Source organism: Kitasatospora purpeofusca (assembly GCF_042691725.1).
In the GTDB taxonomy this organism is placed as follows: domain Bacteria; phylum Actinomycetota; class Actinomycetes; order Streptomycetales; family Streptomycetaceae; genus Kitasatospora; species Kitasatospora purpeofusca_B.
Genome location: NZ_CP170483.1, coordinates 734908 through 750424, shown reverse-complemented (window position 1 = coordinate 750424; position 15517 = coordinate 734908). Strand labels below are relative to the sequence as shown.

Sequence of the window (15517 nt, the reverse complement as noted above, 5' to 3'; positions counted from 1 at the left end):
CCGGGCGGCGGTCCGGCGACGGCGGGTCAGTCGTGCGCCGCGGCGGCGACCGCTGCGGCCAGCTCCGCCACCCCGGGCTCCCGCAGCACGCCGTAGTGGTCCCCGGCCAGCCGCACCGTCCCCGGCGCGGCCCCCGACCAGCCGGAGCCTCCCTCGATGCCCTCGATGAACGAGTAGTCGTCACCGGCGGCCTTGAAGAGCGTCACCGGGGCCGACAGCCGGCGCTCGGCCAGCTCGCGGAAGCTGTACTCGAACTCGTACGTCTCCCCGACGATCCGGGCGATCCGGCGGATCAGCTCCTCGTCGAGGTCCGGCAGCAGCCGGTGGACGAAGGCGGCGAAGCCCTCCTCGTCGCGCACCTCGGCCAGGCAGCGCGTCAGCTCCGGCCCCCCGATCGACCCCGCGAACACCGAGTACAGGATCGTCAGGTACGCCGGGTTGCGGTAGGAGGACTCGCGCCCGTACCGCTCCCCGTCGGCCCGCCGCAGCTCCGGATTGCCCGGGCAGATCAGCATCACGTCCGCCACCCGCTCCCCGGCCCGCTCCAGCTGCCAGGCCGCCTCGAAGGCCACCCGGGCGCCGAACGAGTACCCCCACAGGGTGTACGGGCCGTGCGGCCGGACCTCGCGGATCTGCGCCACGTCGGCGGCGGCCGTCTCCCGGATCGTCGGGTACGGCGCCTCCCCGGGATTGATGCCGTACGACTGCACCCCGTAGAACGGCCGGCCCGAGCGCCCGGCGAGCGGGCGCAGGTTCATCGGGTAGCCGCCCAGCCCCGGCCAGCAGAACACCGGGTCACCGGTGCCCTCGCGGTGCAGCGCGACCAGCCGGGACACCGGCGCGCCCGCGGCCGGGCCGCCGGTCCGGGCGGCGTCGATCCGCGCCGCCAGGTCCGCCAGCCCCGGGCACTCGAACAGCACCTGCAGCGGCAGCCGGGTGCCGAACTCCCGGTTCACCCGGTTGACCAGCGCCACCGCGATCAGCGAGTTCCCGCCCGCCGCGAAGAACTCGTCCGCCGCCGAGACCGGCTCGTACTTCAGTGCCGACGCCCACACCCCGGCCAGCCGGCGCTCGGTCGGCGTCGACGGCGCCACGAACGGCGCGCCCGTGCCCGCGTCCCGGACCTGCTCGGCGGCGGCCAGCGCCTTGGCGTCCACCTTCCCGTTCGCGGTCAGCGGCAGCTCGTCCAGCACCAGCACCCGGTTGGGGATCATGTAGTCCGGCAGCACCGCCGCCAGCTCGTCCCTGATCAGCTCCGCCGGGCCCTTCATGTGCACGGCGTCCTCCCGCATGCCCTCGCTGCGGACCTGCTCCTCGCTCACCCGCCCGCCGAGGAAGAAGTACGACGCACCGGCCGCGATCCCGCACCCGGCCAGGACCGCCTCCATCCGCCGGGCGGACGGCAGCGGATGGCCGCTGTGCGAGCTGTAGCCCGAGGACATGAACCCGAAGCCCAGCGTGTTGCGCTGCAGGTGGTGCAGCCGGGTGCCGAGGCCGATGTACTCCAGCCACGGCTCGGTGGCCCGGCTCACCGCCGTGATGCCGAAACCCGCCCGCCGGTACACCTGCTGGTTGATCGCGATGACGTGCCGGGACTCCACGATCTCGTCCGAGATCCGGCTCAGCTCGCCGCCCTCGTACCGGTACAGGCCCGCCGCAAGGCCCTCGACCCCGCCCGGATGCGCCTGGACGAACAGCTCGGTGTCGTCCCGGCGCGGCCGCCCGTCCTCCGGGACGATCGTGAAGCTGCCCAGGTAGAAGTCCTCCTCGGCGACGTCCAACCGCCGCTGCACGTCCGGCTCGTGGCCCAGCGCACGCACCGCCAGCCCGTACTCCGGCAGCACCTCCTCCAGCACGCCCAGCATGTGGCCGGTCTCGAACTCCAGGACCTCCTGGATGTTGTTGCGGTACACCGGCTCGATCGCGCCGCGCCGGCCCAGGAAGTGCGCCACCAGCGCGGGCCCGGCGGGGTCGGCCGCACCGACCCGGACGAGGGTGTGGTCCAGCGGGTGGTAGTAGTACACGCCCGCGGCCGGGCCGTGCGAGCCGTCCGTCTCCAGGTACAGCTGGGTGGCGTACAGCGCGCCGGGGGAGGCGTACGCGTACTTCGGCAGCAGCCGCTCCTCGCTGCGGAACTGCCCGAACCACCGCAGCACCGGGCCCAGTTCGGCGAGCGTCACGGGGGCCTCCCGGGGCGCCGCCGGCACGGGCGCCGGGGCCGGGTGCGGGGCGGCGAGCAGCGCCAGCAGATCGTCCGCGGTCGCCGGGCCGCCCTCGAAGAAGCGGTAGGTCTTGCGGGCGAAGGTCTCCCGCCGCTGCCGCCCGGTCTCCCGGCGCCCCGGCAGCTCCACCACCGGCCGCCCGGCCAGCTCGGCCGGGGTGCGGACGCCCGGGTCGGACAGCTGCGCCTTCACCTGGAGCTTGCTCGCCTTGGACTGGTGGTGGCCGCCGTGGTCGCCCTGGTCCATCAGGGCGGCCTCCTTCGGGTTCAGCTCCACGCAGGCGACCAGGTTTTGGTGCCCCGTCCGCGCGTCGTCCGTCACCACGGCCGCCGCCCGCCGCACCCAGGTGTGCTCCTCGATCGCGAGCGCGATCTCGTCCAGCTCCACCCGGTAGCCGCGCAGCTTGACCTGGTTGTCCAGCCGGCCCGCGCACTGCAGCGTGCCGTCCGGGTTCCACAGGGCGAGGTCGCCGGTGCGGTACAGCCGCTCGCCCGCCAGGTACGGCGAGGCGACGAACCGCTCCGCCGTCAGGTCCGGCCGGTTGAGGTAGCCCCGGGCCAGCTGGACGCCGCCGATGTACAGCTCGCCCGTCGCCCCGGGCTCCACCGGCGCCAGCTCCTCGTCCAGTACGAAGCAGCGGGTGCGGTCCACCGGCACCCCGATCGGCACCGAGCCGGCGCCGTCGCCCAGCGCCCGCGGATCGACCCGGTGGGCGGTCGCGTTGATGGTGCACTCGGTGGGGCCGTAGAGGTTGACCAGCGCCGCGCCCGGCAGCGCCGCCGTCAGCGCCCGCGCCAGGCGCACCGACAGCGGCTCGCCGCCGGAGTACAGCCCGCGCAGGCCGGTGCAGTCCGCCAGCCGCTCGGTGTCCAGCAGCGCCTGCAGCAGGGTCGGCACGCACTGCAGGGTGGTCACCCCGTGCGCGAGGACGGTGTCGATCAGCGCCTCCGGATCCCGGTAGACGCCCGGCGCGCCCATCACCACGCGCGCCCCGGCGGCGGGCGCCAGGATCTCCCACTGCGCCGCGTCGAAGCTCATCGGCGTCTTCTGCAGGACGGCGGCGTCCGGGCCGAGGTGCCCGGCGTCGGCCAGCCAGCGCAGCTGGGACACGATGCTGTGCTGCTCGATCATGACGCCCTTGGGGCGGCCGGTGGAGCCGGAGGTGTAGATGACGTAGGCGAGGGACTCCGGGTCCGGGGCGGCGGGGCCGTGGCTCTGGTGCGGGATCGGGTGGGCGTCGGGCTGGTCCGCGTCCCGCGGGAGGTCGGCCGGGACGACGATCCGGGTGCCCGGCGGGACCAGCTCGGCCAGCCTGGCCCGCAGGTGCTCCTGCGTCACGATCACCCGGGTCCCGCTGGACTCGATCATCCAGCGGATCCGCTCCTGCGGGTACTCCGGGGACAGCGGCAGGTACGCGGCGCCTGCGTGCAGGATGCCCCAGGCGCCGGTCATCAGGTCGAGCGAGGGCTCGGTGTACAGGCCGACGCAGTCGTCGGCGGCCACCCCCAGCCGGTGCAGCTGCGCGCCGAGCGCGTCGGCGGCGGCGCCGAGCTCGCGGAAGGTGAGCCGGCCGCCGTCGCCGGTCACGGCGGTGGCGTCGGGCCGGGCGGAGGCCTGGGCGCGGAGCAGGTCGGGCAGGCAGAGGGAGCGGCGGGCGTCGAGGAGAACGGCGGACGGGACGGACTCTGCGGTCATGAGGGGGTTCCCTGGGTCGGACCGATACGGTCGCCCGGTGCGCCGACCGGGCGTGCCTCCCAAGGTCGGCCGCCCGGTGTCCCGACCGCCTGGGGCGACGGCCGCTACCCGGTCCGGGTTTCCGCCCGGGCCGGGGCGCGCCGCGGTCCCGGGTGTCCCGGGCACGTCCCGGTCAGGAGGGCTGCGGTTCGGGCTCGCGGTCGATGCGGCGCCGGGTGCGGGGGGAGAGGGTGTCGGGACGGTCCGCGCCGAAGAGGTCGGTGTAGCCCCGCAGCGCCGTTTCGTGCGGCGCGGCCGCCTCGTCGGACCGGCCGGCCGTCCCGGGACGTTGGTCCCTGCCGCCCGCCGGCCCCGGCCCGCACCCTGGAATGCGGGTCCGCCGGTCCGTGGAGATTGGCGGACCCACCAGCGAACCCGGTAGCCGAACGAGTGAGGACGTACACCGCCCATGCCCGCCGAGACGATCGTGCACCGTCTGGTCGACGCCTTCTTCACCCACTGCCAGGAGTGCGGTGAACCCCGCGAGGCCAACTGCCACCCGCACGCCCACTGGCGGCTCTACCTCGACCTGGACGCCGAGACCCTGCGCCGGATCCGCCACTGGGCGCTCGATCCGGCGAGCCCGGCCGGCACCGAGACCGAGCGCACCGTCCTGCTGCACTGGCTGGAGACCCAGGAGGCCTGAGCGACCGGCGCCGACGGCGGGTACGGCGACGCGGGCGGCGGGTTGGCTGACCGTCAGGGGATGTCCGTCGGCTCCACCTCCGTCGCCTGGGACGCCCGGGACGCCCGGACCTGCGCGACGTGCGGGTCGGTGCGGTCGTCGTATCGCCACAGCGCCGGCAGCGCGGCGGCCAGCACCCCGCCGCCGACCAGGCAGGCCAGTCCGCCGGTGCGCAGGGCGGCCCGGATGCCGTAGCGGGCCGCCAGCCCGCCCGCCCGCAGGTCGCCGAGGGCCGGTCCCGCGGCGCCGATCAGCAGTTCCAGCCCGGCCGCGCGGCCGCGCAGCCCGTCCGGGATGGAGCGGTTCCAGATCGCGCCCCGGAAGGTGTCGCCCACCCAGTGCGCGGCGCCGGCGACGGCCAGGCAGAGCAGGACCGCCCACACGCCGGAGCCGAGCGCCGCTGCCGCCGTGGCCGCGCCGACCGCCGCGCAGGACAGCAGGACGAACCGCCCGTGCCGGTGCACCCGCCCGGTCCAGCCGCTGGTCGCGGCGGCCAGCAGGCCGCCCGCCGCCGAGGCCGAGTAGAGCAGGCCGAGCGCCCAGCGCGCGTCCAGCTCGTCGGCGAGGAACGGGAAGAGCGCGGTCGGCAGGGCGAAGGCGGTCGCGGCGAGGTCGGCCAGGTAGGTGCCGACCAGGTCCGGCCGCCGCGCCACGTACCGGGCGCCCTCGGCGAACTCCTGGAGCGCCGGCGCCTCCTGCTCCCGGGCCGGGCGCAGTGGGCGGAGCCGGGCCAGCAGCGCGATCGAGACCAGGAAGGTGGCCAGGTCGAGGAGGTAGGCGGTGCGCACCCCGGCGGTCGCGATCACCAGCCCCGCGGCGGCGGGCGCGGCCAACCCGACGACGGTCCAGCGCAGCGAGAGCAGCGCGCCGGCCGCGGTGAGCTGGTCGTGCGGCACCAGCCGGGGGACCATCGCCTCCAGCGAGGGCTGCTGGATCCCCTGGAGCGCGGCGGCGCAGCCCGCCGCCGCGTAGAGCGGCCAGAGCATCGGCGCGCCGGTCAGCGCGTTGAGCAGCAGCAGCGCGCTGAGCGCGGCGAGCGCGATCTCGGTGGCCAGCGCCACCGTCCGGCGGTCGAGCCGGTCGGCGAGCACCCCGCCGTACAGGCCGAGCAGCACCGTCGGCACCAGCTCCACCGCGCCGACCGCGCCCACCGCGAGCGGCGAGCCGGTGGCGTCGGCGATCTGCAGCGGGATCGCGGTGAGGGTGAAGACCGAGCCCAGCATGGTGACGGCGCCGGACGTCCAGACCAGACGGAAGTCCGCCGAGGACCGCCAGGGCGCGGTGTTCGGCAGCAGCCGGGACCACGGGCGGCGGGCGCCCGTTCCGGTGGTCGTCATGAGTGTGTGGGTCCCTTCCGGGGCGGTGGGCGGCGGCCGGTCCGCCGTCCTTATCACTGATAAAGTCCGAGCCGGACCTTAGCAGCGATAAAGTGGGGGTGCCAAGCGAACAACCGGGCGGCCGACACGGGCGCCGGAAGGGCGGAACACCATGGCGCTGACACGGGACAAGGTCGTGCGCACCGCCCTGCGGCTGCTCGACGAGGTCGGCATCGACGGGCTCACCACCCGGCGGCTGGCCCGGGAACTCGGCGTGCAGTCCCCGGCCCTGTACTGGCACGTCAAGAGCAAGCGGGAACTGCTCGACCTGATGGCGGAGGCCATGCTGGCCGAGGCCCTGCCGCCGGACCGCGAGCCCGACCCCGCGCACTGGCCCGACTGGCTCGCCGCCGACGCCCGGGCCAAGCGCGGCGCCCTGCTCGCCCACCGCGACGGCGCCCGGGTGCACGCCGGAACCCTGCCCACGGCCGAGGAGCTGCCCGCCGTCGAGGCGCAGCTGAGCGCCCTCTGCGAAGCCGGACTGCGCCCTCGCACCGCGCTGCGGCTGCTGCTCACCATCGACCGCTACATCATGGGTTGGGTCACCGAGGAACAGGCCTGGCGGCAGGACGCCGAACAGCGCGACGGCGCGCCCTTCCCGGACGAGGCGCTGCACGACCTGCCGCTGCTGCGCGAGGCGGCCGACGTCCTGCGGATGACCGACCACGACGCGGACTTCGAGTACGGCCTGCGGGTGCTGATCGAGGGCTTCCGGGCCGAGATCGCCCGCGAGGCCGGGAGCACCGGGGAGACCGGGCCCGCGGCCGATCCACTACGGTGACCGACCATGCGTACCCTCGACCCCGCCCGCACCGCCCTCGTCCTCGTCGACCTCATGGAGCGGATCGCCGCCCTGCCGCTCGCCCCGCGTCCCGGCGGTGAGGTGGTCGCCGCGGCGCTCGACCTCGCCACGGCGTTCCGCGCGGCCGGCGCGCCGGTGATCGCGATCCGGGCCGAGCGCCCCGGCGTGGCCGAGCAGCCGCCGGGCAGCGAGCTGCTCCCCGAGGTCGCCGCGCTGGCCGACGAGACCGTCGTCAAGCGCACCATCGGCGGCTTCCACGGCACCGGCCTGCACGAACTGCTCCAGGAACGCGGCGTCGACACCCTGGTGTTCGGCGGCATCGCCACCAACCTCGGCGTCGAGTCCACCGCCCGCGCGGCCGCCGACCACGGCTACCGACTGGTGTTCGTCGAGGAGGCCATGACGGCCCTGACCGAGGAGGAGCACCGGGCCTCGGTCGCCCTCTCGCTGCCCCGCTTCGGCGAGGTCGCCGACCGGGCCGCCCTCGCCTTCGGCTAGCGCCCGCCCCGGGCCAGCTCCAGCGCCTCGCGCAGCCGGCCGCCCGCCGCGGCGAGCAGGCGGGCGGCGGCCGGGGCGTCCACTCCGGCGAGGACGACCAGGACGGCGTCCTTCACCTCGCCGCCGGTGGCCGCCAGCGCCCGCCGGGCCGTCTCCTCGTCCGCGCCGGTGATGTCGGTGACGATCCGCCGCGCCCGGTCACGCAGCTTGGCGTTGCCCGCCCGGACGTCGACCATCAGGTTCCCGTACGTCTTGCCGAGCCGGACCATGACCGCCGTGGACAGCAGGTTCAGCACCAGCTTCTGCGCCGTCCCCGCCTTCAGCCGGGTCGAACCGGCCACCACCTCCGGCCCGGTCACCACCTCGATGCCCAGCTCGGCGGCCGCGACCAGCGGCGATCCGGCGGTCCCCGCCAGCCCCACACCCAGCGCCCCGGCCGCGCGGGCGCGGCGCACGGCCGCCACCGTGTACGGCGTGCGGCCGGAGGCGGAGACGCCCACCACGGTGTCGTCGGCCGTCAGCGCCAGTGCGGCGAGGTCGGCGACGGCCAGCTCCGGGCGGTCCTCCGCCCCCTCCACGGCGCGCACCAGCGCCCGCGGCCCGCCCGCGAGCAGGCCCACCACCTGGCCCGGGGCGGTGTTGAAGGTCGGCGGGCACTCGCTCGCGTCCAGCACCCCGAGCCGCCCCGCCGTCCCGGCGCCCGCGTAGACCAGCCGTCCGCCCCGGGCCATCCGCCCGGCGACCGCGTCCACCACGACGGCGATCCGCGGCAGCTGCCCGGCCACCGCCCCGGCGACCGTGCGGTCCTCGGCGTTCAGCAGCCGCAGCAGCTCCAGCGTCCCCAGCCGGTCGAGGCCGGCCCACTCCGGCCGGACCTCCTCCGTGGCCGGGCGGTCGGCGTTCTCCATACCGCCTCCTGTCCCCGCGCATGACCGCCGCCAACCCGGGCAGGTGCCGGAGAGGCCAGGAAGGGAGGCCCGAAATGGGCCGCCACGAGGAGACGGTCGCCACCCTGCTGGAACGCTTCGGCCGCACCTACGCCGAGGAAGCGGGCATCACGCTCCGCGACACGCCCGCCCCGCTCTACCGGCTGCTGGTCCTCACCACGCTCAGCTCGGTGCGGATCGGCGCCAGCCTCGCCGTCGCCGCCGCGCGGGAACTCTCCGCGGCCGGTCTGCGCACCCCGAAGGCCATGGCCGACTCCCGAAGGCGGGCGAGGGTGGACGCCCTCGGCCGCGCCCACTACGTCCGCTACGACGAGAGCACCGCCACCGCCCTCGGCCGCGGCGCCGAGCTGCTCCTCGACCGCTGGCACGGCGACCTGCGCCGACTCCGCGACGAGGCCGACGGCGACCCGGCCCGGACCGCCGAACTGCTCCGCGAGTTCCCCCGGATCGGCCCGGTCGGCGCGGGCATCTTCTGCCGCGAGGCCCAGGCCGTCTGGCCGACCCTGCGCCCCTTCTTCGACGACCGCGCCCTCCACGCCGCCGCCGACCTCGGCCTGCCCCACACCTCCGACACCCTCGCCGCCCTGACCCCGCCACGCGACCTCGCCCGCTTCGCCGCCGCCCTCACCCGCCTCAGCCTGAGCCACGCCCGCCCCCGCGACCTCCTGGCGGCGAGCGGTGGGCGGTGAGCGATCTTGTGGTCGGCGCGGGCATCGTGTGCCGTGAGGTGCAGGCTGTCCGGGCGATGCTGATCTTCGACGACCGTGCCCGCCACGCCCGTCGCTGTCCTCACCCCTGCCGCTTCGCGGCGGGCCTCGCCCGCGTCGGCTTGAGCCACCGCGCTCGCCTCCGGGACTTCCTTGCCGTCGGCGGTGGGCGGTGAGCGATCTTGTGGTCGGCGCGGGCATCGTGTGCCGTGAGGTGCAGGCTGTCCGGGCGATGCTGATCCTCGACGACCGTGCCCGCCACGCCCGTCGCTGTCCCCACCCCTGCCGCTTCGCGGCGGCCTGAGCCACCGCGCTCGCCTCCGGGACTTCCTTGCCGCCGGCGGTGGGCGGTGAGCGATCGTGAGTCTGGTGTCATGCTCGGGTGGCGGAGCCTCGGGGATCGGGGCCGCTCGGGGTGCGGCGGGGTACGGAAGGGGGATGGCGGTGGCAGCGCTGCGGAGTGGCGGGGAGCGGTCGGCGCGGGCGGTCTGGGAGCTGGTGCCCCTGGAAGGCGTCGGGCCGCTGTGGTTCGGCATGCGGTCCGCCGAGGTCGCGGCGGTGTTGCCGGGCATGACCGAGCTGCGCCGGTTCCAGGCCGACCCGTACGGGTCGGACACCGTGGGCTGTTCTGCGTCGCGGCGGACGCCGCCCACGGGCCTCAGGTGTTGCTCTGGGGACGGGAGCTGACCGCCTGTGTCCCGGCCGAACTGGAGCGCTTCATGCTGCACGGCGCCGACTGCGGGGTGCTCGGCGTGTCCTACGGTCCGCGCGGCAACCCGGGAGCCGCCGGGATCGGCCTGGTCCTCAGGGTGCAGGAGGTGGCGGGCAGGGCGGTGACCCGGCCGGTGACGGTCGGCCGGGGCCGGGAGGGGTCGATACCCGAATGCGAATGGGTCGGCCGGCAGTGGTCCTACCCGGGTTGGGCGGAGTACTGGCCCCCGCCCGGCACTTCAGCGGTCTGGGGCGACTGGAAGCCTTCCTTCCGACCCGGGTCATGCATGCCGGTCGAGCAGGGTGCGGGCGACGGCGGGTGGGAGGGAGGGGTTGGCCGCTGCCAGTTCGGCGATGCCGGGGAGGGGGTCGCCGAGCAGCTTGACGAGGACGTCGGGCGGGAGGGACGGGTGGGCGGCGGCGATGGGTCGAGCCTGCCGGTCCGCCAGGCAGACGGTGAGGGCGGGGGCGGTGGCCCGGGGGTGGGCGGCGATCGCGCGCAGTGCCTTCTGGACGGGCGGCCGGTGGCGGGCCAGGTCGGCGAGCAGGGCGGGTGAGGCGTCCGGGTTGGTGGCCACCCGGGCGGCGACCCGGACGCCGTGCCGGGCGACCATGGCGCGCAGCAGCGGCTCGGACAGGCCCGGGTGCGGGGCGATCGCCTTCAGCACCTTGGCGTCCGGGTCGGCGGCGAGGGCGTCGCGGACGGCGGGCGGCAGGTCGCGGCGTTCGGCGACCAGCATTCGGAGGGCGGGTTCCGGGGAGGCGGCCAGCTGTACGACCTCGGCGGCGGAGGCCGTCGCGATCCGGGGCAGCAGGGTGGGGCCGGTGCGCGCCCGGAGGGCGAGCCGGGTGAGTACGTCGAGCGGCAGCCGCGGATGGTGGGCCAGCCGTCGTCCGACGTCGGCGTCGTCGTCCTCGGCCAGGACGCGGATCACCTCCTCGCCGATCGCGGGGTTCTCGGCGAGTGCTTCGCGGACCCACGGGTCCGCGTCGGCGGCGAGCCGGCGGTACACGTCCGCCGGCAGGTCGGTGCGGGCGGCCAGCTCGGCGCGCAGCAGCATCGAGGGATGGCCGGCGAACCCGGCGGCGGCGGACGCGGGGGTGGCGGGATGGGCGAGGACGGCGGCGGCGATCTCGTGCTGCGCGGACTCGTGGCCGCCGGAACAGGCGGCACCGGGCAGCAGTGCGCAGTCGGGGAGCTCGCAGTCGGGGGCGTGCTCGAAGGGCAGGGTGTGCCGCTCGCAGACCGGGCACACACCGGCCGGCGGCAGTGCGTCTCCGGTCAGCAGGGCGTCTCCGGCGAGCAGGGCGGCCAGGACGTCCGGCGGCGTCCGGTCGTTGGCGGCCACCGTGCGGCGGACGGTGGTGTGCGGGTGGCGGGCGAGCGCGGTGGCGAGTGCGGGCGGCGCCGTGGCGGCGAGGTCGGCGACGACCTCCGGGTCCGGGTCCTCGGCGAGGCGCCGTAGGACGTCCGCCGGCAGGTCCGGGCAGCCGGCGAGCCGTCCGCGCCGCGACGGGTCGGGGTCGGCCGCGAACCGCCGGGCCCAGCCGGGCCGGCCCTCGCCCCGCTCCAGCAGGGCGAGCGCGGCCTCGGGCCGGGTCGCGGGGTCGATGTCCTCGGCGGTGAGCCGGCCGTCGTGGGCGAGGCGGAGGGCGGCTTCGTCGACGCCGGACGCGAGCGCGCGTGCCTGCGCGTCATCGAGGTCGTCCCGGTCGGTGAGCTCGGCGGCGAGGTCGTCGGCGAGTGACGGGTCGTCGGTGGTCGCGGCGAGGGCGATCAGCCGGTCGACCAGGTCGGCGGGCAGGGCGGGGTTGGCGGCGAGACCGCACAGGACGCGGCCGGGGTGGAGCACGTGGATCACCCCGACATCCTGCCCGTCCCCCGGTGGCGCGTCGCCCGGTTTTCCGGGCGGCCCGCTCGTCGGGCCGTCGGGAGTCGCGCCGCCCGGCGGTGGGTCAGGCCATCCAGAAGAAGACCGCCGTCATGCGTCGGTCCTCCAGGGTCAGGCCGTGGTAGGAGGTGGCGCTGTGGATGAGGTTGGCGTGGTAGACGAGCAGGCGGTTGTAGCGGTTGGGGACGCGGACGTCCTCGGTGAAGGCGTCGGAGGGGACGCGGCGGGTGCCGAGGGCCTCGACGAGGTTGTGGTGCGGGGCGGTGACCAGGTTGCCGCCGAGGCGGCCGCCGGGGAACTGCTGGCGGTAGAAGCCGGTTCCGGCGGCCTTGGGGGCGCCGGGGCTGAGGTAGAGGACGGCCGCGTAGCGGCAGAGGGCGCGGGAGTCGGTGTGCGGGCGCGGCTCCGACTCGGCGGCGCCGACGAGCTGGACGCAGTTGTGGTTCAGGGTGCCGCCGCCCGGGGCGCCCTGCACCCAGAGCCGCGGCGCCCCGGTGGCCTTGCGGACGAGTGCCTCGACGCGGGCCAGCTCCTCGGGCGCGAGTCCGGGCATGGTCCGCAGCCCGGGCCAGGTCTCCGGGCGGTAGGGGTAGCCCTCGGTCCAGTCGTCGCGGTCGAGGCAGCGCCGCCGGACGGCGTCCGGGTCGGGCAGGACGTCGTCGAACACCCAGTAGTCGCGGCCGGGCGTGGGCTTGCGGTAGGGCAGGACGGGAAGGGGGGCGGTCCGTCCGGCGGACAGTGGAGGCATGGGCCGACCATAGGATTCGCCGCCCCCAACGTTCTGCCGTGAGCAGGTCAACCTTTCGTCAAGGCCACGACCGGCCCCGCGCCGCACCGGCCGACCCACGCGAACGGGCCCCGGCGGGCCGCCCGCGCACCTGTGCGCGAACGGACCACCGGGGCCCGTCGGGGCCGCCCGTCCGAACGGCGGCGGTCAGCGCCTCACTACGCTCCGAAGGTCGCGGCGGCCAGTCCGCAGAAGGCGAGCAGACCGCAGATCCCGAGGTTGACCAGCTTGTGGGCGAGGAAGACGGCGGCGAACTCGCGGATCGTCGCGCTCGGCCAGTAGTAGCGGGCGGTGGGGGAGCCGCAGACCTGGCCGCTGACGCCGGTCTTGCGGGCCGTCAGGGCGGCCCGGAAGGCGTGGAAGTTGTTGGTGACGATGACACAGCGGTAGTCGGGCTTGGCCTGCTCCATGATCACCTTGCTGAACAGCAGGTTCTCCTCGGTGGTCCGCGAGCGGTCCTCGCGCTCCAGGCGCTCGGCCGGGAAGCCGCGTTCGACCAGATAGTCCGCCATCGCGTGGGACTCCGGCAGCTTCTCGTCCGGACCCTGGCCGCCGGAGGTGATCAGCACCGGCGGGTTGCCGCGCGCGGCCTGCTTCTCGTAGAGATCGCGACCGCGTTCGAGCCGGCTGGCGAGCAGCGGCGGCACCCGCTCGCCGCCGATCAGCCCGGAGCCCAGCACCACGACGAAGTCGACGTCGCCGCGCGGCCGGTGGCGCTGGTAGAGGAAGGCGTAGCCGACGAAGCAGACGAAGAGGAAGGAGACGTAGCCGACCACCAGCAGCGCGGTCGCGGCGAGGATGCCGATGCGCTCGGATCCGGTGGCCACGGCGGCGGCGAACAGTCCGATCAGGGCGAGGATGCCGAGGCCGGCGAGCAGGGACAGCAGGTTCGCCGGCCGCCGCCCCTCCTTGCGGATCATCGTCAGCCCGTTGGAGAGCAGGAACCAGACCAGGGCGACGGTGCCGACGAACGGCAGCAGGGCGATCAGGACCACCGCCAGCTCGACGACCAGGGTGGGCGCCCGGCGCAGTTCGGCGACCAGCGCGAGGGCGAGGAGCGAGACCGCGATGCCGAGCAGGACGGCGTTGCTGAACCGGCGTCGGTCGCGGAGGACTCCGATCCCGCAGAGGAGGAAGAAGAAGGCCGCTGGGGCATAGGCGATCATGCCCGTATCGTAGGGTTCCGCCGGACGTCCTCGACGGGGGCCTCCTCGTCGGCGGGATACCCGCCGGTAGTATCCGCTGCGACCGCCGCGCCGGTGCCGTCCGGGTCCGCCTCCACCGGCCGTCCGATCCGGCGGACGCCCGGGACGGCTGCGGTTCCCGCACAGGCGAGCGCGACCAGCGCGGCGGTGACCAGCAGGGGCCCGGTGCTGCCCCAGGCGTCGGCGGCCAGCGGTGCCAGCGTGTATCCGAGCGGGGCGGCGGCGAGCGACAGCAGCCAGTCGTAGGACGTCACCCGGGCCAGGACCTGCGGCGGGAACTCCTGCTGCACCACGGTCTGCCACACCGGGCTGAGGAAGCCGAGCCCGGTCATCGCCAGCGCGTACGCGGCCACCGTGACCGGGGCCGGCGCCGTCACGGCGAGGGCGGCCAGCGGCAGGGCGTACAGCGCCAGGCCCAGGTTGGCGACCAGCAGCGGCCGCCGCGGCCGGTACCGGCCGGCGAGCAGCGAGCCGGCCAGCACGCCGCACGCGGCGGCCTGCGTCATGGCGATCCACACGCCGTCCCCGCCCAGGCGCCGGCTGGCGATCAGCGGGCCGAGGGTGAGCAGGACGGCGGCGGCGCCGTTCCAGACGCCGTGGCCGACCAGGCTCGTCCAGTACCAGTCGCGCGAGCGCACCTCGCCCCACCCGTGCAGCAGGTCGGTGCGCAGCGAACGGCGCTCGCCGGGGGTGTGCCGGACCCGCAGCCGCGTCAGCAGCGCCGCGCTGACCAGGAAGGAGGCGCCGTCCAGCAGGAACGCCCAGCCGGCGCCGGCCGTCCAGACCAGCAGCCCGGCGAGGGCCGGGCCGCCGAGCCGGGCGGCGTTGACGGCCGAGGCGAGCAGGGCGTTGGCCCGCATCCGCTGCGGCCCCGTCACGGTGGCGGCGACCAGCGGCGTCGCCGTCGGCATGGCGAAGGCGGAGGCGATCCCGCCGACCGCCGAGGCGGCCGCGATCGGGCCCAGTCGGGGATCGTCGGCCAGGAGTTCGAGGCCGACGGCCACCTGCGCGGCGGCCCGGACGAGGTCGGTGACGAGCGCGACCAGCCGGGGATTGACGCGGTCCCCGACGACGCCGCCCAGCGGGAGCAGCAGCAGGCGCGGGACCATCGCACAGCCCAGGACGAGGGCGAGCGCGCCGGCGGAGCCGGTCGCTCTGGTCACGGCGATGGCGAGGGCGGCGGGGACGACGGCGTCGCCGAGGGTGGAGATCGTCCGGCCGAGGAAGAGCAGCCGGAAGCCGCGCAGGCGCAGCGGGTGCTGGTTCTGGGTCACGGGCAGCACTGTATTTCGGTACCGAAATTTCGGCAACGAAATATCGGGGACCCGAATCCGCAGCTCACCGGCCCTAGACTCGGGGCATGACACCCGCGACCCACCGGGCGGCGGCCGGAAGGCCCCGCGACTGGACCGACGGCCACGTCGAGCGCTGGCGGCCGGTGCTGCCCCAGCTCGACCCGGACGTCGAGGGCGCCGTCACCCGGATGAGCAAGCTGACCCGCCACCTCGGCCGGGTCCGCGAGCAGGGCGTGGCCGACTACGGCCTGCAGAAGCACGAGTTCGACACCCTGCACGGGCTGGCCGGCCGCGGCGGCCGGGCCACCCCCTCCGACCTGCGCGCCGACCTGAGCCTGGCGCCGGCCTCGGTGACCGGCCGTCTGGAGGCCCTGGAGCGGCGCGGCTTCGTCGTCCGCACCCCCTCCAGCGACGACCGCCGCCGGGTCGACGTCGAACTCACCGAGAAGGGCCGGCTGGCCTGGCGGCAGGCGATGGACGTCGTCGGCCGCGAGGAGCAGCGCCTGCTCGGCGTCCTCACTCCGGTCGAACGGCGCCAGCTCTCCGACCTGCTGCGCCGCGTCCTGCTGGCCGCCGAGCAGCCGGCGCCCGAGGTGCGGACCGAGGGCCCGGAGGCCGACCGGCCGGAGACCGGCTGGCACGCCTGACGGGGCGTG

Annotated in this window: 12 protein-coding genes; 5 read left to right on the top strand and 7 right to left on the bottom strand. The window is 75.8% G+C overall.

Annotated features, from left to right (window positions below; all coding sequences use genetic code 11):
* Positions 1-26 precede the first annotated feature (26 nt).
* Positions 27-3917 (bottom strand): amino acid adenylation domain-containing protein, encoded by a 3891-nt coding sequence (locus ACFCLZ_RS03300; RefSeq protein WP_380283104.1) that lies wholly within the window; start codon positions 3915-3917, stop codon positions 27-29.
* Positions 3918-4365: 448 nt separating this feature from the next.
* Between ACFCLZ_RS03300 and ACFCLZ_RS03295 the strand changes: the two genes are divergently transcribed.
* Entirely contained in the window at positions 4366-4602 is a 237-nt protein-coding gene (locus tag ACFCLZ_RS03295; RefSeq protein ID WP_380283103.1) for a hypothetical protein, read from the top strand.
* A 53-nt stretch (positions 4603-4655) separates the two neighbouring features.
* On the opposite strand, the gene ACFCLZ_RS03290 is transcribed toward ACFCLZ_RS03295, so the two are convergent.
* Positions 4656-5978, bottom strand: coding sequence for an MFS transporter (locus ACFCLZ_RS03290; RefSeq protein ID WP_380283102.1), 1323 nt, complete (start codon positions 5976-5978; stop codon positions 4656-4658).
* Between the two features lie 151 nt (positions 5979-6129).
* Between ACFCLZ_RS03290 and ACFCLZ_RS03285 the strand changes: the two genes are divergently transcribed.
* Together ACFCLZ_RS03285 and ACFCLZ_RS03280 are read left to right on the top strand one after the other, a co-directional pair.
* Positions 6130-6798: a TetR/AcrR family transcriptional regulator C-terminal domain-containing protein gene (locus tag ACFCLZ_RS03285; protein WP_380283101.1), complete on the top strand. Its 669-nt coding sequence runs from the start codon at positions 6130-6132 to the stop codon at positions 6796-6798.
* Positions 6799-6804: 6 nt separating this feature from the next.
* The gene (locus ACFCLZ_RS03280; RefSeq protein ID WP_380283100.1) at positions 6805-7317 is read left to right on the top strand and encodes an isochorismatase family protein; all 513 of its coding nucleotides are present in this window, start codon (positions 6805-6807) and stop codon (positions 7315-7317) included.
* Here the strand turns inward: ACFCLZ_RS03280 and murQ are convergent.
* Entirely contained in the window at positions 7314-8225 is a 912-nt protein-coding gene (gene murQ, locus ACFCLZ_RS03275) for an N-acetylmuramic acid 6-phosphate etherase (RefSeq protein WP_380283099.1), read from the bottom strand. The two genes, ACFCLZ_RS03280 and murQ, sit on opposite strands and share 4 nt — an antisense overlap.
* A gap of 74 nt (positions 8226-8299) precedes the next feature.
* Between murQ and ACFCLZ_RS03270 the strand changes: the two genes are divergently transcribed.
* A complete protein-coding gene (locus ACFCLZ_RS03270) occupies positions 8300-8953 on the top strand; it encodes an endonuclease (RefSeq protein WP_380283098.1) in 654 nt (217 codons plus the stop codon).
* A gap of 1010 nt (positions 8954-9963) precedes the next feature.
* On the opposite strand, the gene ACFCLZ_RS03265 is transcribed toward ACFCLZ_RS03270, so the two are convergent.
* From ACFCLZ_RS03265 to ACFCLZ_RS03250, 4 genes are all read right to left on the bottom strand, one after another.
* A complete protein-coding gene (locus tag ACFCLZ_RS03265; RefSeq protein WP_380283097.1) occupies positions 9964-11544 on the bottom strand; it encodes a hypothetical protein in 1581 nt (526 codons plus the stop codon).
* Between the two features lie 94 nt (positions 11545-11638).
* The gene (locus ACFCLZ_RS03260; protein WP_380283096.1) at positions 11639-12322 is read right to left on the bottom strand and encodes a DUF6445 family protein; all 684 of its coding nucleotides are present in this window, start codon (positions 12320-12322) and stop codon (positions 11639-11641) included.
* Positions 12323-12519: 197 nt separating this feature from the next.
* A complete protein-coding gene (locus ACFCLZ_RS03255; RefSeq protein WP_380283095.1) occupies positions 12520-13527 on the bottom strand; it encodes a YdcF family protein in 1008 nt (335 codons plus the stop codon).
* Positions 13524-14846: an MFS transporter gene (locus ACFCLZ_RS03250; protein ID WP_380286421.1), complete on the bottom strand. Its 1323-nt coding sequence runs from the start codon at positions 14844-14846 to the stop codon at positions 13524-13526. Before ACFCLZ_RS03250 ends, ACFCLZ_RS03255 begins: the two co-directional genes overlap by 4 nt.
* Before the next feature lie 80 nt (positions 14847-14926).
* Between ACFCLZ_RS03250 and ACFCLZ_RS03245 the strand changes: the two genes are divergently transcribed.
* Entirely contained in the window at positions 14927-15508 is a 582-nt protein-coding gene (locus ACFCLZ_RS03245) for a MarR family winged helix-turn-helix transcriptional regulator (protein WP_380283094.1), read from the top strand.
* Positions 15509-15517: the final 9 nt, after the last annotated feature.

What these genes read in the sequence shown, in the direction of transcription:
- ACFCLZ_RS03300 (WP_380283104.1), bottom strand. Translation starts at nt 3,917, where the DNA reads ATGACCGCAGAGTCCGTCCCGTCCGCCGTTCTCCTCGACGCCCGCCGC.
- ACFCLZ_RS03295 (WP_380283103.1), top strand. Translation starts at nt 4,366, where the DNA reads ATGCCCGCCGAGACGATCGTGCACCGTCTGGTCGACGCCTTCTTCACC.
- ACFCLZ_RS03290 (WP_380283102.1), bottom strand. Translation starts at nt 5,978, where the DNA reads ATGACGACCACCGGAACGGGCGCCCGCCGCCCGTGGTCCCGGCTGCTG.
- ACFCLZ_RS03285 (WP_380283101.1), top strand. Translation starts at nt 6,130, where the DNA reads ATGGCGCTGACACGGGACAAGGTCGTGCGCACCGCCCTGCGGCTGCTC.
- ACFCLZ_RS03280 (WP_380283100.1), top strand. Translation starts at nt 6,805, where the DNA reads ATGCGTACCCTCGACCCCGCCCGCACCGCCCTCGTCCTCGTCGACCTC.
- murQ (WP_380283099.1), bottom strand. Translation starts at nt 8,225, where the DNA reads ATGGAGAACGCCGACCGCCCGGCCACGGAGGAGGTCCGGCCGGAGTGG.
- ACFCLZ_RS03270 (WP_380283098.1), top strand. Translation starts at nt 8,300, where the DNA reads ATGGGCCGCCACGAGGAGACGGTCGCCACCCTGCTGGAACGCTTCGGC.
- ACFCLZ_RS03260 (WP_380283096.1), bottom strand. Translation starts at nt 12,322, where the DNA reads ATGCCTCCACTGTCCGCCGGACGGACCGCCCCCCTTCCCGTCCTGCCC.
- ACFCLZ_RS03255 (WP_380283095.1), bottom strand. Translation starts at nt 13,527, where the DNA reads ATGATCGCCTATGCCCCAGCGGCCTTCTTCTTCCTCCTCTGCGGGATC.
- ACFCLZ_RS03245 (WP_380283094.1), top strand. Translation starts at nt 14,927, where the DNA reads ATGACACCCGCGACCCACCGGGCGGCGGCCGGAAGGCCCCGCGACTGG.